Raw genomic sequence first — 22048 nt, 5'->3', positions numbered from 1 at the left:
GAGGCGACCGACCGTTGGTCGGGGTGGGTGCCGACCGTTGGTCGGCACGCCGCCTGCCGGGTCAGGCAATCTCCGCCATCACCCGCTTCAGGCCATGCTGCCAACTCGGCAGTACGATGCTGAAATCCTGCTGCAGCTTGCGGTTGTCCAGCACCGACCAGGCCGGGCGCTTGGCCGGGGTCGGATACTCGGAACTGGGAATCGCCTCGACCGCCGGCACCTTCGCCAACACGCCGGTAACCAGCGCTTCGGCGAAGATCGCTTCGGCGAACCCATGCCAGCTGGTCTGGCCGCTGGCGGTCAGGTGCCAGGTACCGGACAGTTGGCCCGGATGCCGCAGCGCCTGCGCAGTAACATCAGCGATCAACGCGGCCGGCGTCGGTGTACCGACCTGGTCGGCCACCACACGCAGCTGGTCGCGCTCGGCGCCGACGCGCAACATGGTGCGCAGGAAATTTGCCCCATGCGAGGCATACACCCAGGCCGTGCGGAAGATCAGGTGGCGACCGCCGGCCGCGCGTACTGCATCCTCACCATCGCGCTTGCTGGTGCCATACACACCCAGCGGCGCGGTCGGCTCGTCCTCGCGGTACGGCGCGGTGCCCTGACCATCGAACACATAGTCGGTGGAGTAATGCACGAACGGCACGCCATGGGCCGCACACCAACGCGCGATCATGCCAGGCGCCTGCGCGTTGGCCGCAAACGCAGCTTCCACATCCTGCTCGGCACGATCAACGGCGGTATAGGCCGCAGCATTCACCACCACCGACGGCTGAAGACGGTCCAGCAGGGCTGGCAGGCTTTCAGGTTGGCCGAAATCGGCGGTTTCGCAGGCGCTGCCATCCGGCAGAGTGCCGCTGCGGGTGGTCGCGACCACCTTGCCCAGCGGCGCCAGCGCGCGCAGCAGCTCCTGGCCGACCTGGCCGTTGCCACCGAACACCAGCACGGTCATGGCGCGCCCTGGGCGGCGGTGTAGACCGGAAGGCGGTCTTCGGCGATGTCCTTCAGGAACGGCGCGTTCTCGTCCTTGGCCGACAACGTCGGCGCACTGACTGGCCAGTCCACGGCGATATCCGCATCGTTCCAGCGCACGCCGGCGTCGAAGTCCTTCAGGTAGACCTCGGTGCACAGGTAGCTGAACACCGCGCGCTCGGACAGCACTGCAAAGCCGTGGGCGAAGCCTTCCGGAATCCAGAACTGCTTCTTGTTCTCCGCACTCAGCACCACCGCTTCCCACTGGCCGAAGGTCGGCGAGCCGCGACGGATGTCGACGGCCACGTCATAGACCTCGCCTTCCAGCACGCTGACCAGCTTGCCCTGCGGGCGCGGCCACTGGTAATGCAGGCCACGCAGCACACCCTGCGCTGACGTCGACACGTTGCTCTGCACGAAGCGATCCGGCAGGCCCAGCGCGGCAAAGCGCTCGGCATTCCAGGTCTCGAAGAAATAGCCGCGGGCATCGCCAAACACCGCCGGCTCGATCACCACGCAACCGGGCAACTTGGTTTCAATCACTTTCACGGAACAACTCCACGCAATGCGAGCTTGTGCAGGTACTGGCCGTAGCCATTCTTGATCAGCGGCGCCGCCAGCGCTTCGAGCTGTTCGGCGTTGATCCAGCCCTGGCCGAAGGCGATTTCCTCCGGGCAGCAGACCTGCAGGCCCTGCCGGGTCTGGATGGTCTCGATGAAGTTGGACGCTTCCAGCAGCGACTGGTGGGTGCCGGTATCGAGCCAGGCATAGCCGCGGCCCAGTGCTTCCAGATGCAGGTTGCCTTCGGCCAGGTAGCGCTTGTTGAGATCGGTGATCTCCAGTTCGCCACGGGGCGACGGCTTCAGGTCGGCGGCATGCGCGCTGGCATTGCCGTCATAGAAGTACAGGCCGGTCACCGCATAGTTCGAACGCGGATTCTCCGGCTTCTCGACCAGGTCGATGACCTTGCCGCTCTTGTCGAATTCAGCCACGCCGTAGCGTTCCGGATCATTCACCCAGTAGCCGAACACGGTGGCACCGTCGGTGCGCTCATCGGCGCGCTTGAGCACGTCGCGGAGGCCGTGGCCGTGGAAGATGTTGTCACCCAGCACCAGGCAGCTTGGCTTGCCGGCCACGAAGTCGCGGCCGATCAGATACGCCTGGGCCAGCCCATCGGGGCTGGGCTGCACCGCGTACTGGATGTCCATGCCCCACTGCGAGCCATCGCCCAGCAACTGCTGGAACAACGCCTGTTCGTGCGGGGTATTGATGATGAGCACTTCACGGATGCCCGCCAGCATCAGCACGCTGAGCGGGTAGTAGATCATCGGCTTGTCGTACACCGGCAGCAGCTGCTTGCTGACGCCCTTGGTGATCGGATACAGCCGGGTGCCGGAGCCACCGGCGAGGATGATGCCCTTGCGCTGCGTCATGGTGTCTCCCGGGTTCAGGCTGCGGTGCCGATGCGCTGCAGGCGGTAGCTGCCGTCCAGCACGCCGTTGACCCATTCCTGGTTGTCCAGGTACCAGTCGACGGTGAAGGTGATGCCCTGCTCGAAGGTGTAGGCCGGTTCCCAGCCCAGGTCGTTCTTCAGCTTGGACGCATCGATCGCATAGCGGCGGTCATGGCCGGGGCGGTCGGTGACGTAGGTGATCTGGCTGCTGCGCGGCTGGCCATCCGCACGCGGGCGGCGCTGGTCCAGCAGTGCGCAGATGGCCTGCACCACTTCGATGTTCTGTTTTTCCGAATTGCCACCGACGTTGTAGGTCTCGCCAACCTGGCCCTTGGCCAGCACGGTGCGGATCGCCTCGCAGTGATCGGACACGAACAGCCAGTCGCGCACCTGCTTGCCGTCGCCGTACACCGGCAGCGGCTCGCCGGCCAGCGCCTTGGCGATCACCAGCGGGATCAGCTTCTCCGGGAAGTGGTACGGGCCATAGTTGTTGGAGCAGTTGGTGGTCAGTACCGGCAACCCGTAGGTGTGGTGGAACGCACGGACCAGGTGGTCCGAGGCGGCCTTCGACGCCGAGTACGGGGAATTCGGAGCATACGGCGTGGTTTCGCTGAACTTGCCGGTCTCACCCAGGGTGCCGTACACCTCGTCAGTGGATACGTGCAGGAAGCGGAAGGCCGCGCCCTGCTCGGCCGGCAGCGCCTTCCAGTAGTCACGGACCGCCTCCAGCAGGCCCAGGGTGCCCACCACGTTGGTCTGGATGAAGGCGCCAGGACCGTCGATGGAGCGATCCACGTGGCTCTCGGCAGCAAAGTTGAGCACGGCGTCCGGCCGGTGCTCGGCCAGCAGGCGGGTGACCAGCGCCTGATCGCCGATGTCGCCCTGCACGAACACGTGGTTGGGGTTGCCGTCCAGGCTGGACAGGGTCTTCAGATTGCCGGCGTAGGTCAGCGCATCGAGGTTGATGACTTTGACGCCGCGCGCGACGGCCTCGAGAACGAAGTTACCGCCAATGAATCCGGCGCCGCCGGTGACAAGCCATGTGGGCACTACCTGTTCTCCTGATCGAAATTCATCCAAGGGGCGCTATGAAGCGCCCGACACAGCGGCACAGGATACATGTGGTTCGTCTTCACGACTGCCTGCGTGACGTGAACGACGCACTCGATTCAAAAGAGCCATGCCGCACCGCAGCATAACCATACGCATTCGCATGGTCCGCTCAAGCCAGCTAGAATCGGGATCCCACCCCCGAACCGGTTGCTGTGCGAGGACCGGACGTTCTCCCCAGTTATTGAAGGACCCCGTACCAGATGAAAATCCTCGTCGCGTACAAGCGCGTGGTGGACTACAACGTCCGCATTCAGGTCAAGCCGGACGGTTCCGGCGTGGTCACCGACGGCGTCAAGCTGTCCCCCAATCCCTTCGATGAAATCGCCCTGGAAGAAGCCCTGCGCCTGCGCGACAAGGGCATTGCCAGCGAAGTGGTGGTCGCCACCATCGCCCCGGCCGATGCCCAGGCGCACCTGCGCAACGGCCTGGCCATGGGCGCCAATCGCGCCATTCACGTCGTTACCGACCAGGCCATCCAGCCGCTGACAGCCGCACGCACCCTGCTCAAGCTGATCGAGAAGGAACAGCCGGACATGGTGATCCTGGGCAAGCAGGCCATCGACGACGACGCCAACCAGACTGGCCAGATGCTGGCCACGCTGTGGGGCCGCCCGCAGGCGACCTTCGCCAGCAAGCTGGAGATTGCTGATGGCAAGGCCACGGTGACCCGCGAAGTCGACGCCGGCCTGGAAACGCTGGAAGTGGACCTGCCGGCAGTGGTCACCACCGATCTGCGCCTGAACGAGCCGCGCTTCATCAAGCTGCCGGACATCATGAAGGCCAAGGCCAAGCCGCTGGAGACCCTGCAGCTGGCCGATCTGGGCGTTGAAGCCGCCGATACCTTCAAGACCACCCAGTATGCCGCGCCGTCCAAGCGCAGCAAGGGTGTGATGGTCAAGGACGCGGCTGAACTGGTGGCCGCACTCAAGCAGAAGGGGTTGCTGTAATGAGCAGGATTCTCGTCATCGCCGAACACCACGACGGCAAGCTCAACGCCGCCACCGCCAAGACCGTAAGCGCTGCTGCCGCCATCAGCGGTGCCAGCATCGACGTGCTGGTGCTGGCCGCCGACCCGGCCGCCGTTGCCGCTGAGGCCGCGAAGATCGCTGGCGTCGCCAAGGTTCTGACCGTGGCCAACGCTGCCAACGCGCAGGCCATCGCCCAGGTGCTGGCGCCGCAGATCGCGCAGCTGGCCAAGGGCTACACCCACGTGTTCGGCCCGTCGACCACCTTCGGCAAGGACCTGATGCCCTGCGTGGCCGCCCTGCTGGGCGTCAACCAGGTCTCCGACCTGATGACCGTCGAAGGCAGCCACACCTTCAAGCGCCCGATCTACGCCGGCAACGCGATCATCACCGTGGAAGCCCCCGCCGACCAGATCGTGGTCGCCACCGTACGCGCCGCGTCGTGGCCGGAAGCCGCCCAGGGCGGCAGTGCCGCCATTGAAGCGGCCAGCGTCGATGCTGCCCTGCCGAGCCACACCCGCTTCATCGGCCTGGCCGCCGCTGCCAGCGACCGCCCGGACCTGCAGAGCGCCAAGCGCGTGGTCTCCGGTGGCCGCGGCGTCGGTTCGGAAGAGAACTTCAAGGTCATCTTCCAGCTGGCCGACAAGCTCGGCGCCGCCGTCGGTGCCTCGCGCGCCGCGGTCGATGCCGGCTACGTGCCCAGCGACCTGCAGGTGGGCCAGACCGGCAAGATCATCGCCCCGGAACTGTATGTGGCGGTGGGCATCAGCGGTGCGATCCAGCATCTGACCGGCATCAAGGACGCCGGTACGATCGTGGCGATCAACAAGGATCCGGATTCGCCGATCTTTGAGATTGCCGATATCGGCTTGGTTGGGGATCTATTTGCGATCCTGCCGGAGCTGGAAAAGGCGCTCTGACTCAAGCGACGGCGGCGGCGCCTGCGCCGCCGTCGTCATGCCGGACCCTGCCCGGGCGTCTATACTCTTCCGTTGTCGGATTTACCCCCTGCAGGCGGATGCGCCGGCGCGATGGATCCGATTTCCCTGAAGATAGCGCCGAGGCCCACCACTCCATGACCGCTGTTCCGCCTTCCCCTCCGCAGCCGCCGGTCGAACTGTCGGTCGTCGCGCCTGTCTATGGCTGTAAAGGGTGCCTGGAAGATCTCGTCGATCAAGTCCAGGCTGCGGCAGGATCCATGGGCGTGTCGTTCGAGATGATCCTGGTCGACGACGCCAGCCCTGACGGCGCATGGCCGCGCATCCAGGAGCTGGCCGCCAGCCGGCCTTGGCTCAAGGGCCTGAAGCTCTCGCGAAATTTCGGGCAGCACTCGGCCATTTCAGCCGGCATCGAGCATACCCAGGGCCGTTGGACGGTCGTCATGGATTGCGACCTGCAGGATGTTCCTGCAGAAATTCCCGGCCTGTACCGCAAGGCGGTGGATGAGCAGTTTGAAGCCGTGTTCGCGCAGCGGATACAGCGCATGGACACCCCGCTCAAGCGCCTCTCGTCGTGGGGGTTCTTTGCGGTGCTGGGCTGGCTGACCGGCGTTCCGCAGGACCCTTCCACGGCCAATTTCGGCATTTTCCACCGCAAGGTCATCGACGCGGTCTGTGCAATGCCGGAACGTGATCGCTCGTTCCCGCTGATGGTGAAATGGGCCGGCTTCCGCACGGGCAAGCTTCCCGTACGCCACCAGCAGCGCGCAGAGGGTGAATCGTCCTACACCCTGCGGCGCCTGTTGCGGCTGGCCATGAACATTGCCCTGGGTTACTCGGAGAAGCCGCTGCGCATGGTGGCCGGCACTGGCATGTTCTGCGCGCTGGTCGCCTTCGTCATGGTGGCCATCAGCATCTGGCGATGGTGGGACGGCGACATCCAGGTTGCGGGTTACACCTCGATCATCGCCGCAATCTGGCTGATTGGCGGCTTGATGATGTTCTCCATGGGCGTTGTGGGGCTGTACGTCGGCCAGGTCTTCCGCAATGTGCAACGGCGCCCCTACTACATCGTCTCTGAAACGACCGTTCGCGGAGAAGCTCCATGAGCCACCTGTCTCTGCAGGCAGGCGGCAGCGTGGTCGAGGCGCGCCTGACCCCCTGGGATGAGCGCGCGCTGGGCTGCACCACTGCCGAGATCGTCCGTTTGGATGCGGCCACCACGGACCAGGCGGCCGCAATGCTGGACCAGGCCCAGGCCTGGGCCAGGCAGCAGGGCGTCCACTACCTGTTCGGTCGCATCGATGCCAATGCGCATGCGTTGCGTGCTGCGGTGCTTGGCTGTGGTTTCCAGTTTGTTGAAACGTCACTGACCGTGTCACGCAGCGGCATGGGGCAACTGCCTGCGGTCCCGCGCGGGATGCTGCCTACGCTGCGGCCGGCGGTTGCTGCGGACATTCCGTTGCTGCGGTCCATCGCCGCCGACGACTTCGGGCATGGCCGTTTTCTGGAAGACCCTGCCATCGACCCTGCACACGCACGTCTTCGCACCGCCAACTGGATCGAGGACCTGGTCAACGCCCAGCTGGTCCAAACCGCGGAATCACGCGGCCGTGTCATTGGCTTCCATGCAGAACGAGTCTTCGCCGACGAGCACAGGGCAGAGCTGCTGCTGACCGGTGCAGCCGCGCCGTACGCCATGCTGGCCATGCCGCTATGGGTCACGGCCCTGCAATCGCTGGCTTCCAGGGATATCCAGCGCTGCACGACGCTGGTGTCCGCCGCTAATACCGGCATCATCAATCTGTATGCCCGGCTTGGCTTCCAATTCAATTCATCTCTTAACGGGTTCCGGAAATTCCTATGAGCAACTCCAGCAACGAAGACCAGGTTGTAGCCGTGTTCGCCCGCGTGTTGGGCATCGATGCCTCCCAGGTGACTGACGAACTGCGTTACAACACCATTCCGCAGTGGGATTCGATCGCGCACATGTCCGTGGTCGCCGCACTGGAAGAAGCGTTCAACGTCATGATCGACATGGACGAAGTGATCGACATGAGCTCGGTCGGCAAGGCGCGTGAAATCCTGCGCAAGCACGGCGCTGCTGTCTGACAATGACGGGCACCCACGCTCCCGTTGTCCTGGTTACCGGGGCCTCACGAGGCATCGGCCGGGCCATCTGCGAACTGCTGGCAGCACAGCACGTCCAGCTGGTGATCGTCGCGCGCGATGACGACGCGCTGCGCGCGCTCGCCGCCGAGGTCACTGCACAGGGGGCACCGGAACCGATGGTCGCGGTCATCGATCTGGCTGACGTCGATGCGGTGGCCGCCGTGTTCAAGCAGATATTCAACCAGTTCGGCCGCCTGGATGGGCTGGTGAACAACGCAGGGGTCCTGCACGAAGGTCTTCTGGGCATGATCCGTGCCGAAGACATCGACCGCGTGCTGGCGGTGAATGTCAAAGCGCCGTTGATGATGATGCAGCATGCAAGCCGGATGATGGCACGAACCCGGAAGGGCAGCATCGTCAACCTCGTCTCGATCATGGGCGTCAATGGCGCTGCAGGATTGAGCCTGTATTCGGCAAGCAAGGCGGCACTGGTCGGTGCAACCCGATCCGCGTCGAAGGAACTGGCTGCCAAGGGCATTCGCGTGAATGCGATTTCGCCGGGTTTCATCGATACCGACATGACCCGCGCCATGCCGCAGGCCGCCCACGCCAAGCGGGTGGAATCGATCGGCATGGGCCGCGCAGGAACGCCGCGCGAAGTGGCCGAGCTGGTCGCCTTCCTGCTCGGCGACAGCTCCGCCTATATCACCGGCCAGATCATCGGCATCGACGGACAGATGGTGGTCTGAATGCAGTTCTGGCAGTTGGCGCACGGCAACCGCACTGCGCTCATCGAGGGAACACGGACGCTCAGCTATGACGAACTGGGCGTGCTGGCCGATACCCTGGCCATGCACCTGCCCGCCGGGCGGGGCATGGGCGTGCTGGCGATGCCCAGCACGATCGACGCGGTCGCGCTCTATCTGGGCGCCCTGCGCAGTACCCGCCAGGTACCCCTGCTGATCCAGCCCGATGTCGACCTGGAGCTGCTGGACGCGCTGCTGACCCAGTACGCGCCGGACTGGCTTGCCATGCCGGGCACGGCGCCGGCGGGTTACCGGACGGTGCATGTCGCAGGCACTCTGGGCATCCACCTGCGCGAAACCCAGCTCACGCTGCCATCGCCGCATGGCGACCTGGCGCTGTTGCTGAGCACCTCGGGCAGTACGGGTTCATCCAAGCTGGTGCGGTTGTCCGCGCAGGGCCTGGCCGCGAACACGGCATCGATCATTGCCTATCTCGGCCTGGGTCCCGAAGACCGCGCCATCACCACATTGCCATTGGCCTATTCGTTTGGCATGTCCATCCTCAACAGCCATCTGGGCTGTGGTGGCTGCGTGGTGCTGAGCGAAGACAGCCTGATGACCCGCGAGTTCTGGGAAGCCGCACGCGGCAATGCGGTCACTTCCCTGTCCGGGGTTCCGGCCACCTACGAAATACTGCGCCGCATGGGCCTTGCGCGCCTGCAGCTGCCCAGCCTGCGCATGCTGACCCAGGCCGGTGGCCGCCTGCGCGACGAACTGGTCCAGCATTTTGCCGAGTCTGCCAAGGACCACGGCCTGCAGTTCTTCGTCATGTACGGCCAGACCGAAGCCTCGCCCCGCATCAGCTATGTTCCCTCCGAGCGGCTGCTGGACAAGATCGGCAGCATCGGCATTGCGGTGCCGGGTGGTCGTATGCATGTCGATGCGGAAAGCAGTGAACTGGTCTACGAGGGGCCCAATGTCATGATGGGCTATGCCACCTCGCGCGAAGAACTTGCGCGCCCCGACGAACTGCACGGCCTGCTTCGCACGGGCGATCTGGCCCGTGTGGATGACGAAGGGTTCCATTACATCACCGGGCGCGCCAAACGGTTCCTGAAGATCTCCGGCAACCGCGTCAATCTCGACGAAGTGGAAGCGATGCTGTCGACCGCGCTCGGCCGTCAGATCGCCTGCTCGGGCAATGACGACGATCTGGTCGTATTCAGCCATGGCGATGCCCCCGCCGCGCAGGACAACGTCCGCCAATTGGTGCAGGCGCGCTACAAGCTGTTCGGCGGCCTGGTCCGCTGCATCCATCTGGATTCGCTGCCGCTGCTGTCCAGCGGCAAGATCGACTATCTGTCGCTGCGGCAGCTCGCCGCGCAAGGAGCACGTCAATGAACGCAGGCACGGACAGTTCGCTGGCAGCGGCTGCGCTGGAAGCGGAGGTCTATGGGCTGGGCCGCCAGGCCAAGCGCGAATGGCTGCTGGACGGCCTGCAGTCGCTCACCCGGCATCACCACCTGTCCTGCCCGCCCTACCGCGCCATGCTCGATGCATTGTGGCGCGGCGGCCAGGCGGACTCGCTGGAATCGCTGCCCTGGCTGCCGGTCCGGCTGTTCAAGCAGATCGACCTGAAGAGCGTCGCCGACGACCAGGTACTGCGCACGCTGGTTTCCAGCGGCACCACGGGCGCTGCCGTCTCGAGGATCTTCCTCGATGCGGAAACCGCACGCGCGCAGACCCGCGCCTTGACGCGGATCTTCTCCCACTTTGCCGGCAACCGCCGGATGCGCATGCTGGTGGTCGACGACGACTCGTTCCTGCGCGATCGCAGCCGCTTCAACGCGCGCGCAGCCGGCATCCTGGGCTTCTCCAACTTCGGCCGCGACCATCTGTACCTGCTCGACGAACAGCTGCAGCCCGATTGGGCAGCACTGGCGCACTGGCTGGCCAAGGCCCCGGACGAACCGGTACTGCTGTTCGGCTTCACCTTCATCGTCTGGCAGTCCTTTGTCCAGGCTGCCGCACGCGACGGCGTAACGCTGCGCTTTCCCGAAGGCAGCATGCTGGTTCATGGCGGCGGCTGGAAGAAGATGGACGAACAGAAGGTCGACAATGCCGCTTACAAGGCCTCGCTCTCCAGCACCTTCGGTATTGATCGCGTCCACAATTATTACGGCATGGTCGAGCAGGTCGCATCGATTTTCTTCGAGTGCGAGCACGGTCATCTTCATGCACCGGCTTATGCCGATGTGATCATTCGTGACCTGCAGGATCTCAGCCCAACAGCCAATGGAACCGCAGGTGCCGTGCAGGTGCTGAGCCTGCTGCCTGGCAGCTACCCGGGGCACAGCCTGCTCACCGAGGACCTGGGCGTGATCCACGGCGAGGACGATTGCCCTTGCGGTCGACTCGGGAAGCATTTCAGCGTACTGGGCCGCATCAAGAACGTTGAAGTCCGCGGCTGCAGCGACACACGAACGGTACCCCGCGCATGACACAGATCCTGTTTTCCATTGACGCAGACGCAGCGCTGCCGGATCAGCTGGCGCGCCTGGCCACGCTGCCGCCGCTGCCACCTTTCAGTGCGGAGGCGCGCGCGTTCGTTGCCGATTTCGCACGACGTGTGTTCGCGCTGCCGGTGCTGCGCGAGCATCCCGAACTGGCGACGCTGGCACACTGGTTCCGTCCGGCGGCGCAGGAGCAGCTGTCGCGGCGCCTGCTGGCGCCGTCCACCGAACACCTGCTGGCACGTGGCCTGGTGTTCCATCTTGCGCCGGCCAACGTCGATGTGCTGTTCGCCTATGCCTGGCTGATGTCCGTGCTGGCCGGCAATCGCAACGTAGCCCGCCTGTCGCAGAAGCACAGTCCCCAACGCGAGGCACTGGTCTCGATCCTGCACGCCATGCGCGAGGAAGGGCTGCATGCCGACGTCCTGCAGCGAAGCGTACTGCTGACCTATCCGCATGATGACGCGGTGACTACGTTGATCTCCCGCAGCTGCCATGCGCGGATCATCTGGGGCGGCGACGCAACGGTCGCCAAGATCCGTTCCTTGCCGCTGGCGCCGCTGGCTGTTGAACTCGCCTTCCCGGATCGATTCGGTGTGGCAGCCATCGATGCCGCGCATGTACTGCAGAGCAGCGACGCAGACCTGCAGCAGCTTGCCCACCGGTTCGTCAACGATGTTCTCTGGTTCGGCCAGCAGGCGTGCTCTTCACCCCGCACCCTGTACTGGGTTGGCGCGCAGGAAACAGTGGAGGCCGCGCGTGCACGGTTCTGGCCTGCGGTACGCTCGCAATCCGGCGCCGTCGCAGATGAGCCCGCCGCGATGATGGCCCGGGTGACCGATGCCCACCTGATGGCCGCACTCTCCTCCGATGGCCTGCATTCGGGCACGTCACTGGGCACCTATCCCCTTACGCTCGATGCTGCCCGCGCCGATGGAAACCTGCGCGAGCTGCAGAGTGGCCACGGGCTGGTGGTGGACGTTCAGTTGGACACGCTGGAAGCACTGGCGCCACAGCTGGATGATCGCGACCAGACGCTCGTCGTGCAGGGTTTCCCGCGGGAATCGCTGATCAAGCTGCTTGACCGGCTCGGTAATCGTGCCATCGACCGCATCGTGCCTTTCGGCCGCGCACTTGACTTCCACCCGGTCTGGGACGGCACCGACCTGCTGGACGTGCTGACCCGCAAGATCACCCTGCCAGGGAACTGAGACGATGAGCTACCTCTTCATCGCGTTGACGATCATGCTGACGGTCTACGGCCAGCTGATCCTGAAGTGGCAGGTAGGCGTCCACGGCCACCTGCTTTCCGCGCCGCTGCAGCCTTTGAACGTGCTGCAACTGCTGCTCAAGCCATGGGTCATTTCCGCCTTTGCGGCAGCCTTCGGTGCATCGCTGTGCTGGATGGCGGCCATCAGCAAGATGCCGATCAGCCGGGCCTACCCGTACATGGCGATCAATTTCTTCCTGGTTGCGCTGTTTGCCAGCGTGATCTTCCGTGAGCAGCTGGATGGATACAAGATCGCCGGAACGCTGATCATCATGCTGGGTGTGGTCGTGCTGTCACGATCGGTCGCCTGACACCATTCCAACGCCCACCCTGCGAGGCACACTCTTGATTCCCTTCAACAAGCCCTTCATGACTGGTCGTGAGCTCTGGCACATTGCGCAGGCGCACGCCAACGGCCACCTGTCCGGCGACGGTCAGTTCACCAAGCGCAGCCACGCCTGGCTTGAACAGCGCACCGGGGCGCAGCGGGCGCTGCTGACCCACAGCTGCACGGCCGCGCTGGAGATGGCGGCGCTGCTGCTCGACCTGCAGCCCGGTGACGAAGTGATCATGCCGTCCTATACCTTCGTGTCCACCGCCAACGCATTCGTACTGCGAGGGGCGGTGCCGGTCTTCGTGGACATCCGCGAGGACACGCTGAACCTGGACGAGCGCCTGGTGGAGGCTGCGATCACGCCGCGCACCCGCGCCATCTGCGTAGTGCACTATGCCGGTGTCGCCTGCGAAATGGACAGCTTGCTGGACATCGCCGCCCGCCACGGCCTGGCCATCGTCGAGGATGCAGCACAGGCCATCATGTCCACCTACAAGGGGCGACCACTGGGCACGATTGGCGAATTGGGGGCCCTCAGCTTCCACGAAACCAAGAACATCATTTCAGGTGAGGGCGGCGCCCTGCTCTGCCGCGACGCCCAATTCGGCGAACGCGCGGAAATCCTGCGCGAGAAGGGAACCAACCGCAGCCGCTTCTTCCGCGGCCAGGTCGACAAGTACACCTGGGTGGACGTCGGTTCCTCCTTCCTGCCCGGCGAAATCACCGCCGCATTCCTCTGCGCGCAGATCGAAGAAGCAGACCAGATCACCGCGCGCCGCCTGGCCATCTGGGACCGTTACCAGCAATGGGCGGCGCCGCATGAAGCGGCTGGCCGGCTGCGCCGGCCGATCGTACCGGCCGACTGCCAGCACAACGCGCACATGTTCTACATGCTCCTGCCCGACCTCGACGCGCGCACCCGCTTCATCTCGGAAATGAGGAACCGCGGGGTGCAGACCGTTTTCCATTACATTCCGCTGCATTCGGCACCCGCCGGCCTTCAGGCCGGCCGTACCCATGGCGAGCTGCACAATACCGACGCGCTCAGCGAGCGGCTGGTGCGCATGCCACTGTGGGTGGGCGTGGAAGAGCACCTTGAGGCGATCTTCGCAGCTGCGGACGACGTGCTCGCATGAATCAACCGGTCACTTCAGCAGCGCAGGACGCCCGGGAACTGCTCAAGGGGTTGCCCGGCTGGTACTCCAGCCTGACCATGCTCCGCCGCCTGCAAGGGCTGATGATGCTGGTCGCGGGTCTGTTGCTGCTGATCCTGCTGATCGTGCCGTACAACCGCCAGGTGCTGGTCATTGACCTGGAGAGCGCACAGCCTGGGCGGCTGCAGGTCTATTTCGACATGGGACAGGGCCTCTCCGAGTCCCTGTCCATGATCAAGCGCTATCAGGCCGGCCAGACCGAACTGCGCTACGAGCTGCCACGCGGCACGCTGCATGGCGTCCGGATAGATCCTGATCCCGGCGCAGCGCCCATCGTGTTCACGCATATCGGCGCGGTTGGCTTCGGCGGGCGCGAGCGACAGACGCTCGCAGACCCGCTGCAGCTGGAAGGTGTGCAGATGGCACGCGACACCAGCCCCGGCCTGGAACACGCACGGTTCGTGATCGCCGCCGATGCCACCGATCCACAGCTGGCGATCCCGCTCGCGGTGCCGATGAAAAGCAACTCCGGCGTAGCACCGGCTACGTGGAACCTGCTGTGGTGGGCATTCTGGTTGAGCCTGCTGGTAGCCATCAGCCTCCAGTTCCTGCGCCGGCCCATGCCGCTCCTGGCATTGGCACTGATCGTGCTCGGGCTGTGCACCGCGCTGTCGATGTTCTCCCCGACCTCGGGGCGTTCGGTGCACCCCGATGAGCTGCTGCACGACGCGGATGCGGGGTATTTCCAGCACCATTGGGCGCCGCCGCGCATGGATGCAGCGGACCTGGCGACCAGCTTCACCAGCAGTCCGTATGGCGTGACCTATCTTTCCGAATGGAACGTTGTCTACCTGTTCGCCGCAAAGACCTCACGGATCTTTGGCGAGCTGGGCCTGGACGTGATGCTGTCCTATCGCGCGTTCAATCTGGCATTGTTTGCGCTGATGCTCGTTGGCCTGGTGGTGATCCGCGCGCCGCGGGGCAGCTACATCCCGCTGCTGATCACGCCACAGCTCTGGTACGTGTTCTCCTATTTCAATGGCGATGCAATGCCCTTCGCGCTGGGCATGCTGGCCGCCACGATCGCACTGATGCCCGAGGGCCCACTGCAGCGCTTCCTGCAGCGCCGCGGGCCCTTCGACGCCGCCACACTGGGGCATCTGCTGGTGTTCTGCACCTGCCTGGGCCTGTTGCTTCTTTCGAAGAAGAACTACTGGCCGGTCGCAGCGTTCATCGCGTTGTCGATGTCGGTCGTCGCGCTGCGACTGCGCGCCCTGCTGGCGTCGTCCCTGGTCGTGCTGCTGCTGGCCGGCGTTGCCGCCAACGGCGCCGGCACGGGGCTGGCCGCTGCGGCGGGCTCCTCCCTGCTCACCGTGGTGGGCATCATGGCCGGCCTGTCGCTGCTCTACTGCTTCTATGCAGCCTGGGTCCTGCTGCGCGAATCCCACAGCCGCGCAGCGATCGGTCGCATTTGTCTGACCCTCGCACTGTCTGCAGCGGTGGCCCTGCCGTGGATCGCGGCCGATGCCTACAAGCACCGCGGCGGCCCGGGCAAGACCGCACTGATCGAGCAGCAGCGTGAGCGGTTCGCCGAGCCCGCATTCAAGCCCTCGGTGAGCCGCACGCTGTCCGCAGAGGTCTCCGGGTTCAAGCTCCAGGAGAAGGGCGTGCAGATCGGGCAACTGCTCGACGCACCGAAGGAGTGGCACGTGGGAACGTTCCGCAGCTTCTTTGGCGTCTATGGCTATATGGAGTACTTCGACACCGAGAGCGCCTATCGGTTCGTCGGCTGGTGCGTGCTCGGGGTCCTGTTGCTCGCGCTTGCCTGGGGACTGGGCACCCGCACGCTCTCCCCTGCCCTGGCCATCACCAGTGTCGGCTGCGGGCTGGCACTGGTGCTGGCCTCGTTCCTGCACAGCTGGACCTATGATTTCCAGCCGCAGGGGCGCTATGTGATGGGCCTGGTGGTGATGATGGTGCCGCTGTTCATGCGCACCGGCGAGTCGCAGTGGGGACGCGTCCTGTTCACCGCCGTGGCGCTGCTGCTGTTCGTACTGTCAGCCGCTTCATTCACCCATATCGCGCTGCCGCACCTGGTCTGACACCAGCGGCGGCAGCCGGGTGTGCAGGACATCACGCGGGCGAAGCGCAATGTCGTAGTTGAGGAAGGCCAGGATCAGCTGGAGCCCACTGAGAATGGCCATGGCAGGCAGCACCACCGTACCCACCGGTGCTGCCAACCCCGCCACGGACAGTTCGAACCAGCGAACAGCGCCGTAGGCACCGCCTCCGAGCAACAGCACGACACCGGCCACCAGCTGCAGCGATGCCACTGACAGGTCGCGCAGGAAATAGTTGTAGCTGATGCGCTTGGCGAAGTTGCGCGCGTGCTTCAGGGCGAACTCGCCCAGCACCTTGCCTACGCTGAGGTTGCTGACCTCTTCGCCGTAGTGCGCGTCCATCGGCACGTCCACCACCACGGCACGCACGGCGTTGAGCCGGAACAGCAGGTCGGTTTCGAAGAAGTACCGCTCGCTGAGTTTTGCCAGCGGCAAGCGTGCGGCGACCGCGGCGTGGATGGCGGTGTATCCATTGGTGGGATCGAACAGATCCCAGTAGCCGGTGGATGCTTTGGCCAGGAAGGAAAGCCCCAGATTACCCAGGCGACGGAGCCAGGGCATGCGGCTGATCTGGCCCAGATCCCAGAAACGGTTGCCCTTGGCATAGTCGGCCTGCCCGCGCGCGATCGGAGTCACGAACAACGGCAGCAGTCGCGGATCCATCTGCCCGTCGCCGTCCACTTTGACCAGGATCTCCATGCCGTCGGCAATGGCAGCCCGATAGCCGGTCACGACCGCACCGCCCACGCCCTTGTTCCGGGCATGGCGCAACACCCGCACCCGGGCGTCATCCGTATCAGATTCGATGAAATCACCCGACGCCTCGGGGCACGCATCGTCCACGCAGTAGACGGCCGTCACCTCGGGGCCGATCGCTGCCAGCACACCGCGTATATGGCGGGTGACCTTGTAGCACGGGATGATCACCGCGATGCGCGGTACGCAGGGAGCAGCCTGGGGAGCGTCGGGCGAGAGAGCAGCGGTCATGGTTGCAGAGGATAGAAGAAGAGGCCGCCCGGTGCGGCAATCGCATCCTGCACGCTCAGGCCCAGCCTGCCCAGCTCGGTCATGCACAGGCGTGTTTCCAGCATGTCACGATCGGTTGCACGGTCGGAACGATCAATCAACACATGGGTCACCCCCAGCCTTCGCAGCTGCTGGCGCGCTGCGGCGGGCTTGTTGCTGCAGAGCAGCTGTCGAAGATCGCGTGCCGTGAATGGATAGCCGGCCCCCAGCCGTACATTGAACAGATAGTCACGCTGTCCGAACGGAAGATAGGGCGCGACGCTGGCAGAGGGCAGCACCCAGTCCTCGCGCCCATTGAGCATGACCGAATAGGCCGGTACCAGCACCACCGCATCCGCCGGCAAACGCGCCTCGGCCTGCTGGAACGCCCGCACCTGCTTTTCGTCCACTGGATAGGGCCATCCCATGGTCCTGGCCCGCGGTGCAGGCGGTGGCACCACTGCAAAGGCCAGGGCCCCAAGGGCGACCACGATGGCGGTGGCGCGGCGCAGGCTGGCCTTGGGCAGGGCGCGGAGGTGGCGGCCTGCACCCACCGCGTCCAGCAGCAGCAGCAGCGACGCCAGTGCCAGCATCGACTGGATGAGCAGCGCATACATGCCCAGCAGGTCGATGTAACGCTGCGAGTAGGTGCTCAGCAGGCTCGCTTCCAGCGAACTGTGGCCGAGGGCGAGCAGGACGATGTTGGCAAGCCGCTGCGCACACAGCACCGAGAGCAGCAATCCAATCTGCCACCCCAGAATCGACACCAGCAGACGCCGGCTTTCCGCGGCCCAGCGGCGCCAGAGCAGCGCTGCCAGGCCTGCCACAATGCTGGCAAGCGCCAGAGCATGTCCCAGCGGATGGATGGCGCGCCACAGGAACTGGCTGGAATCGGGCATCCACTGCGTCCAGGGCGCCGGCTGAGGCCCGTGCCAGAGCTCCCACATCACCGCCGCACGAAGCGCCTCCGGCAGTGAACCCTCGACCAGAGCAACGGAGGGTGGCGTGTACAGGCGCAGCCCCAGGAACTGCTGCAGCCCCGCCCGCACCTCTGGCACGGCTTCTGCCACAAGCTGGAGGTAGTAAGGATCGGCCAGCAGCAACACAACGCCGGCCGCCGTTCCGGTGAACAGCCCCAGCAGCGGCATCAGCAGGCGAAGGGACAGTCCACGCGTGTGCAACCACGGGAACACCGCCACGCAGAGGAACAGCGGCACGGAGAAACCGGCGTAGGCCACTGCCAGTGAAGGATTGAGCTTGACCGCCATTGCCCCGGCAAAGGGCAGCGCGGCCCAGCAGAACGCGGCGCTGCGCCGGTTCCGCGCCATGCCGTGCAGGGTGGCCGCCAGGGCGGGCAGCAGCAGCACTGCCAGCGCACTCAGGCGCCCGGTGCTGTTGAGGTCTGCCACGGGATAGAAGTACGTGGTTCCGCGCAGCATGAGCGCACCCAGGCCCGCAAGCAGCAGTGCGCCGCCGGCCATCAACAGCGCCGGCGACAGCCCCCGTGAGCGCAGGCGCCCCCATACCAGCTCGGTGAGCCCCACCACGGCCAGCGTCGCCTGCAGGGCCGGTTGCACCTTCAGGAACGGCCCCAGGTGATGGCCCATGCCGGGCCAGGCCCACAGCGAGGCCAGCACATGCAGCAGCTTCGGGTACTTCTCCAGCCAGGCGGTGCCGCCGGCGGTCAGCAGCGGATAGCCCGCTTCGTACATTGCCGTTGTGAAGGCAATATGCTGATGGGTATCAAGCCCCAGCGCGCCGGCACGCCGCGAGTACAGCGCGGCGGTGGCGACCAGTGCGAACAGGCCCAGCAGGCTCGGCAGCGAAGAACCGCTGCATGAGGGCACAAGGCTGCGCGCAAACCCGCGTGCCTGCGTTCGATGCAGCAGCAGACTGATCGACAGTGCCGCCATCACCATAAACGGCAGGGCCAGCGGCAGGTCGGCCCAGCTCGTCCAGGCCCAGGCCAGCGGAGCCGAGACAAGCCAGACCAGCAGCAGTGCAAACTGGCCCAGCCAAGCCTTCAGGAAGAGGCCAGGTCCCTGCGCTGTGCTTGCCAGCCCCAGCCATGCCAGTACCCGATGACCGAACCATCCCATGGACAACAGGGAGACCGCCAGCAGAATGACGAACTGGAACTGGGAAACACTGCGCGAGCAGAGCAGGATGAAGATCAGGACGCCGGCGGCCACCCACCTGCCGCGGTTGCGCCCCAGCACGCCATGGCTTGGCCCGTTTCCAGCACTGGCGACCATGTAGTCAGCCGTCTGCCAGCACGCGGCTGTGCACGTCGCTGGCAATACGGGCGAATTCGCCCTGGCCGAGCAGGGCATGATCGCTTCCGGCAACGGCACTCTGCATCATGCCGCGCTGTTCAAATGCATCCACCAGCGCCACAAGCCCCGCACAGATCGCCTCGGGGGTCATGCTGTCGAGCGAATGCACGTTGGCCACGGTCTGGTCCAGCCGCTTGTTGTCGTAGCGGTTGGTCAGCACCTCCATGCCGAACGCGGCCATTTCCAGCGGCGGATAACTGGGGTGCGGTGAGACCATCAACGACAGGCCGATCGCCGACGTCGACAACAGCCGGGCATACGCATCGATATCCAGCTTGCCGAGCGCCTTCAACGCGAACGGGCCCAGATCCAGGTCGGCCTGCAGTTCACCCGGTGCCGCCACCTCCCACTGCCTCGCGCGCGGGTCCTTCCAGCCCCACAGGCGCAGGCCCTCGCAGATCAGCTCGAATGCATTGCGCGGCGTGCCCGGGCGCGCGTAGACAACGATGCGGCGCTGGCGGGGAACAGCAGCATCACGGACCTGCTGCAGCGCCGGGCGCAGCCCGTCATGCAGAACCGGTTCAAACACCGAGTGCTTCTCGTAGCGCAGGCCATGCTGCTCGAAGAATCCGGCAAGCAGGGCCGTGTTGAAGATGCCGATGTCGCGCGCAGGGCGGTACGTGCTCAGCGACAGCGCGTACTGGCTCGACCAGGCATAGAACCCCGGCTCGAAGTCCTGGATGAGGTAGATCATCGGGCGATCAATACCGCCGTTGTCGCCCTGCCATTGCGACATGCGCTGCGCTGCATACGCCGTCCACCAGGCGGTGGCCACCCAGATGTCCTCGCCGGCCACCGGCAGGGTCTTCTGGTAGCGATCGCTGAACGGCACGATCTGCCGCATCGCCGTGGAGGTCTGGTCTGCAGGCACCAGTACGTGGTCGGAGAAGCGCGAAAGCGCTTCTTCATCCGGTGAACTGTCGACCAGGATGATCCGCGATGCAGGGAAGAACCGGCACAGCTCGCGGTAGATCAGCACAGCGGTATGGATGCCGCCGAAGTAATGTTGCTTGTTGATCGACGGCAGCACCAGGTTCAGCCGCCGGCCCTCCCAGGGGTCGTGCCGGGGGGTACAGGGAGTGATCTCGGCAACGTGGGTATTGGGCGTGGGCGCACCGGGAGCGCTTGCATCCAGGCGCGCGGCGACGCGCCGCAACAGGTTACCCAGGCGGCTCATTGCACGGCCCCGCGCAGACGGGGCGATGAAGCCATGTAGTCCAGGTTCGGGCTGAAGAACGGATCGCCCTCTTCGCGATACGGCGAGTACGCTTCGGCCGAGCGCACGAAGTCGCTCTCGGGGATTGCACGCGGATCACGCGTCTTGGACTCGTGATGGATCATCACTGCACGTGCGACGTAAACGGTGGCAAGGCCGCGTGCATGCGCACGCAGGCACAGCTCCACATCGCTGCCGCAGACAATGAAGGATTCATCGAACCCGCCCAGCGACTCGAACGTGTCACGTGCCACCACCATGCAGGCGCCCGTCACGGCCAGCACCTGGCGCTGCAGCACCGGGGAAACGAACAGGTTCTGGTTGTGCACCGGCGCTTCACCCTTGAATACATGGTCGGCCCAGCCGCCCATGCCGATCACCACGCCGGCGTGCTGGATGGTGCGATCGCCGTACAGCAGCAACGGGCCGCACACGCCCACGTCCGGCCGCAGCGCGTTCTCGGCAAGCCGTTGCAGCCACTGCCCATCGATGATCTCGGTGTCGTTGTTGAGGAACACCAGCACCTCGCCACGCGCTTGCCGCGCAGCCAGGTTGTTCAGTGCCGACCAGTTGAACGGCACATCGGCACGGATCACCCGGAAGCTCTCGCGGCGGGACATCGCCTCCAGCCACTGCAGCGTCTCGGCCTGGGTTGAACCGTTGTCGACGACGATGATCTCGAATGCACGGTAGTCGGTCTTGGCGTACAGCGATTCAACACAGGTCCGCAGCAGGTCCAGGCCATCGCGGGTGGGAATGATGATGCTGGCCAAGGGGCCCTTGTCCGCGTATGGGTAGCGTACGTCGTAGCAGAACAGCTGCTCGCCGTCGTCCACCTGCGCCCCGGGGTGGGTTGCCTGCACATGCTGCTGCAGCGCGCGACGACCGGCGTGGTGCGCGTAGGGCTTGGAGCCGGCATTGGCCGCGGTGGAACCGGCGTGCGCGCGCCAGTGGTAGAGCACCTTGGGCACATGCGCGATGGTGGCGCCGGCGGCGGCACAGCGAAGCACCAGATCGTAGTCCTGCGAGCCATCGCAGTCGCTGCGCAGCCCCCCCAGCTGCGCCACCAGCGCAGCATCGAAGCTGACCAGGTGACCCAGGTACATCTGCGACAGGAACAGGTCCAGATTCCAGTCGGGCTTGAAGTACGGATGGCGGAGGCGGCCGTCTTCGCCCAGCACATCGTGGTCGGTGTACACGACCCCTGCCGAGGTGGCCACATGACAGGCAACCACCGCAGCCAGTGCATCCGGCTCCAGCAGGTCGTCATGGTCCAGGAAGGTGATCCAGCGCCCCTTGGCCAGTGCGACCGCAGCGTTGGTGGTGGCCGCAATGCCCTGCCGCTCACTTGAGCGCGAAACACGCAGGTTCGGCAACCGCCGCGCCAGTTCTTCAAGCACGCGTGCCACATGCGGTTGATCGGACGCATCGTCGTGGATGCACAGTTCCCAGTTCAGGTACGTCTGTGCTTCGACGCTGGCCACGGCCTCGCGCAGGAACACTTCCGGCGTGTTGCAGACAGGCATCACGATGCTGATCAGGCCAGCGTCCGCCGGAATTGCGGCCGGCGCCTGCTGGCGCAGCCATTCGGCGTAGACGTCCGGCGGCGTGGTCGCTGCTGCCGTGTGCGATCCATTGGCATAGGCCAGAATCGCCCGGGCCAGATGCTTCGGCCCCCTGCGTGCGGCGCGGGCCAGCGCAGAGAGGATGGTGCCGAAAGAGACACCCTGCCCCTGTGCGCGACGAATGCTCCAGTAGATTCCGCGAAGCAGATTACCCATCTTGGACATCAGGCATT

The 22048-nt window shown here is 65.2% G+C and carries 20 protein-coding genes; 12 read left to right on the top strand and 8 right to left on the bottom strand.

All coding sequences use genetic code 11. From position 1 onward, the window contains the following. Positions 1–61 precede the first annotated feature (61 nt). The 4 genes from rfbD to rfbB are packed head-to-tail and all read right to left on the bottom strand — an operon-like array spanning position 62 to position 3478. Entirely contained in the window at positions 62–955 is an 894-nt protein-coding gene (rfbD, locus tag AC5P7R_RS10865; RefSeq protein ID WP_206621848.1) for a dTDP-4-dehydrorhamnose reductase, read from the bottom strand. Next, positions 952–1524 carry a dTDP-4-dehydrorhamnose 3,5-epimerase gene (gene rfbC, locus AC5P7R_RS10860; RefSeq protein WP_057496705.1) on the bottom strand — a complete coding sequence of 191 codons (573 nt, stop codon included), beginning with the start codon at positions 1522–1524 and terminating at the stop codon, positions 952–954. The genes rfbD and rfbC overlap by 4 nt, the downstream gene beginning before the upstream one ends. After that, on the bottom strand, positions 1521–2408 hold the full coding sequence (gene rfbA / locus AC5P7R_RS10855) for a glucose-1-phosphate thymidylyltransferase RfbA (RefSeq protein ID WP_206621849.1): 888 nt from the start codon (positions 2406–2408) through the stop codon (positions 1521–1523). The genes rfbC and rfbA overlap by 4 nt, the downstream gene beginning before the upstream one ends. Positions 2409–2422: 14 nt before the next feature. Then, positions 2423–3478: a dTDP-glucose 4,6-dehydratase gene (gene rfbB, locus AC5P7R_RS10850; protein ID WP_019660969.1), complete on the bottom strand. Its 1056-nt coding sequence runs from the start codon at positions 3476–3478 to the stop codon at positions 2423–2425. 263 nt (positions 3479–3741) lie between these two features. On the opposite strand from rfbB, the gene AC5P7R_RS10845 reads away from it, so the two are divergent. The 12 genes from AC5P7R_RS10845 (at position 3742) to AC5P7R_RS10790 (ending at position 15675) form a co-directional block, all read left to right on the top strand. Next, positions 3742–4488 (top strand): electron transfer flavoprotein subunit beta/FixA family protein, encoded by a 747-nt coding sequence (locus tag AC5P7R_RS10845; protein ID WP_206621850.1) that lies wholly within the window; start codon positions 3742–3744, stop codon positions 4486–4488. Next, positions 4488–5426: an electron transfer flavoprotein subunit alpha/FixB family protein gene (locus AC5P7R_RS10840; RefSeq protein WP_111103795.1), complete on the top strand. Its 939-nt coding sequence runs from the start codon at positions 4488–4490 to the stop codon at positions 5424–5426. The genes AC5P7R_RS10845 and AC5P7R_RS10840 overlap by 1 nt, the downstream gene beginning before the upstream one ends. Before the next feature lie 155 nt (positions 5427–5581). Then, entirely contained in the window at positions 5582–6553 is a 972-nt protein-coding gene (locus AC5P7R_RS10835) for a glycosyltransferase family 2 protein (RefSeq protein ID WP_206621851.1), read from the top strand. Further along, complete coding sequence (locus tag AC5P7R_RS10830; RefSeq protein ID WP_057496710.1) at positions 6550–7311, top strand: GNAT family protein; 762 nt, start codon at positions 6550–6552, stop codon at positions 7309–7311. The genes AC5P7R_RS10835 and AC5P7R_RS10830 overlap by 4 nt, the downstream gene beginning before the upstream one ends. Next, the gene (locus AC5P7R_RS10825) at positions 7308–7556 is read left to right on the top strand and encodes an acyl carrier protein (protein WP_057496711.1); all 249 of its coding nucleotides are present in this window, start codon (positions 7308–7310) and stop codon (positions 7554–7556) included. The genes AC5P7R_RS10830 and AC5P7R_RS10825 overlap by 4 nt, the downstream gene beginning before the upstream one ends. A 2-nt stretch (positions 7557–7558) precedes the next feature. Beyond that, entirely contained in the window at positions 7559–8305 is a 747-nt protein-coding gene (locus AC5P7R_RS10820) for an SDR family NAD(P)-dependent oxidoreductase (RefSeq protein ID WP_057496712.1), read from the top strand. Beyond that, positions 8306–9703: an AMP-binding protein gene (locus tag AC5P7R_RS10815; protein WP_227853665.1), complete on the top strand. Its 1398-nt coding sequence runs from the start codon at positions 8306–8308 to the stop codon at positions 9701–9703. Then, entirely contained in the window at positions 9700–10803 is a 1104-nt protein-coding gene (locus AC5P7R_RS10810; protein ID WP_495213845.1) for a LuxE/PaaK family acyltransferase, read from the top strand. Before AC5P7R_RS10815 ends, AC5P7R_RS10810 begins: the two co-directional genes overlap by 4 nt. Next, entirely contained in the window at positions 10800–12026 is a 1227-nt protein-coding gene (locus AC5P7R_RS10805; RefSeq protein ID WP_111103810.1) for an acyl-CoA reductase, read from the top strand. The genes AC5P7R_RS10810 and AC5P7R_RS10805 overlap by 4 nt, the downstream gene beginning before the upstream one ends. Positions 12027–12030: 4 nt before the next feature. Next, a complete protein-coding gene (locus AC5P7R_RS10800) occupies positions 12031–12396 on the top strand; it encodes an EamA family transporter (protein ID WP_057496716.1) in 366 nt (121 codons plus the stop codon). Positions 12397–12430: 34 nt separating this feature from the next. Further along, the gene (gene rffA, locus AC5P7R_RS10795; protein WP_111103814.1) at positions 12431–13555 is read left to right on the top strand and encodes a dTDP-4-amino-4,6-dideoxygalactose transaminase; all 1125 of its coding nucleotides are present in this window, start codon (positions 12431–12433) and stop codon (positions 13553–13555) included. Beyond that, positions 13552–15675 carry a hypothetical protein gene (locus AC5P7R_RS10790; protein ID WP_495213844.1) on the top strand — a complete coding sequence of 708 codons (2124 nt, stop codon included), beginning with the start codon at positions 13552–13554 and terminating at the stop codon, positions 15673–15675. The genes rffA and AC5P7R_RS10790 overlap by 4 nt, the downstream gene beginning before the upstream one ends. Here the strand turns inward: AC5P7R_RS10790 and AC5P7R_RS10785 are convergent. Genes AC5P7R_RS10785 through AC5P7R_RS10770 form a run of 4 tightly spaced genes read right to left on the bottom strand, consistent with a single transcriptional unit; the run spans position 15640 to position 22040 of the window. After that, positions 15640–16680, bottom strand: coding sequence for a glycosyltransferase family 2 protein (locus AC5P7R_RS10785; protein ID WP_057496718.1), 1041 nt, complete (start codon positions 16678–16680; stop codon positions 15640–15642). The two genes, AC5P7R_RS10790 and AC5P7R_RS10785, sit on opposite strands and share 36 nt — an antisense overlap. Then, positions 16677–18953, bottom strand: a complete 2277-nt coding sequence (locus tag AC5P7R_RS10780) for a hypothetical protein (protein WP_134731764.1) — start codon at positions 18951–18953, stop codon at positions 16677–16679. Before AC5P7R_RS10780 ends, AC5P7R_RS10785 begins: the two co-directional genes overlap by 4 nt. A gap of 4 nt (positions 18954–18957) precedes the next feature. Continuing rightward, positions 18958–20211: a rhamnosyltransferase WsaF family glycosyltransferase gene (locus AC5P7R_RS10775; RefSeq protein ID WP_111103828.1), complete on the bottom strand. Its 1254-nt coding sequence runs from the start codon at positions 20209–20211 to the stop codon at positions 18958–18960. Then, positions 20208–22040: a glycosyltransferase family 2 protein gene (locus AC5P7R_RS10770; protein ID WP_227852417.1), complete on the bottom strand. Its 1833-nt coding sequence runs from the start codon at positions 22038–22040 to the stop codon at positions 20208–20210. Before AC5P7R_RS10770 ends, AC5P7R_RS10775 begins: the two co-directional genes overlap by 4 nt. Positions 22041–22048 lie beyond the last annotated feature (8 nt).

This window comes from Stenotrophomonas sp. YJH_SMC_27, from assembly GCF_059369815.1.
This window is presented reverse-complemented; position numbering and strand designations above follow the sequence as displayed.

Coding starts and splice junctions, on each gene's coding strand:
- AC5P7R_RS10785 (WP_057496718.1), bottom strand. CDS start 16,680: ATGACCGCTGCTCTCTCGCCCGACGCTCCCCAGGCTGCTCCCTGCGTA.
- AC5P7R_RS10840 (WP_111103795.1), top strand. CDS start 4,488: ATGAGCAGGATTCTCGTCATCGCCGAACACCACGACGGCAAGCTCAAC.
- AC5P7R_RS10800 (WP_057496716.1), top strand. CDS start 12,031: ATGAGCTACCTCTTCATCGCGTTGACGATCATGCTGACGGTCTACGGC.
- AC5P7R_RS10835 (WP_206621851.1), top strand. CDS start 5,582: ATGACCGCTGTTCCGCCTTCCCCTCCGCAGCCGCCGGTCGAACTGTCG.
- rfbD (WP_206621848.1), bottom strand. CDS start 955: ATGACCGTGCTGGTGTTCGGTGGCAACGGCCAGGTCGGCCAGGAGCTG.
- AC5P7R_RS10845 (WP_206621850.1), top strand. CDS start 3,742: ATGAAAATCCTCGTCGCGTACAAGCGCGTGGTGGACTACAACGTCCGC.
- AC5P7R_RS10805 (WP_111103810.1), top strand. CDS start 10,800: ATGACACAGATCCTGTTTTCCATTGACGCAGACGCAGCGCTGCCGGAT.
- AC5P7R_RS10815 (WP_227853665.1), top strand. CDS start 8,306: ATGCAGTTCTGGCAGTTGGCGCACGGCAACCGCACTGCGCTCATCGAG.
- AC5P7R_RS10780 (WP_134731764.1), bottom strand. CDS start 18,953: ATGGTCGCCAGTGCTGGAAACGGGCCAAGCCATGGCGTGCTGGGGCGC.
- AC5P7R_RS10825 (WP_057496711.1), top strand. CDS start 7,308: ATGAGCAACTCCAGCAACGAAGACCAGGTTGTAGCCGTGTTCGCCCGC.
- AC5P7R_RS10810 (WP_495213845.1), top strand. CDS start 9,700: ATGAACGCAGGCACGGACAGTTCGCTGGCAGCGGCTGCGCTGGAAGCG.
- rfbA (WP_206621849.1), bottom strand. CDS start 2,408: ATGACGCAGCGCAAGGGCATCATCCTCGCCGGTGGCTCCGGCACCCGG.
- AC5P7R_RS10770 (WP_227852417.1), bottom strand. CDS start 22,040: ATGTCCAAGATGGGTAATCTGCTTCGCGGAATCTACTGGAGCATTCGT.
- AC5P7R_RS10830 (WP_057496710.1), top strand. CDS start 6,550: ATGAGCCACCTGTCTCTGCAGGCAGGCGGCAGCGTGGTCGAGGCGCGC.
- AC5P7R_RS10820 (WP_057496712.1), top strand. CDS start 7,559: ATGACGGGCACCCACGCTCCCGTTGTCCTGGTTACCGGGGCCTCACGA.
- AC5P7R_RS10775 (WP_111103828.1), bottom strand. CDS start 20,211: ATGAGCCGCCTGGGTAACCTGTTGCGGCGCGTCGCCGCGCGCCTGGAT.
- AC5P7R_RS10790 (WP_495213844.1), top strand. CDS start 13,552: ATGAATCAACCGGTCACTTCAGCAGCGCAGGACGCCCGGGAACTGCTC.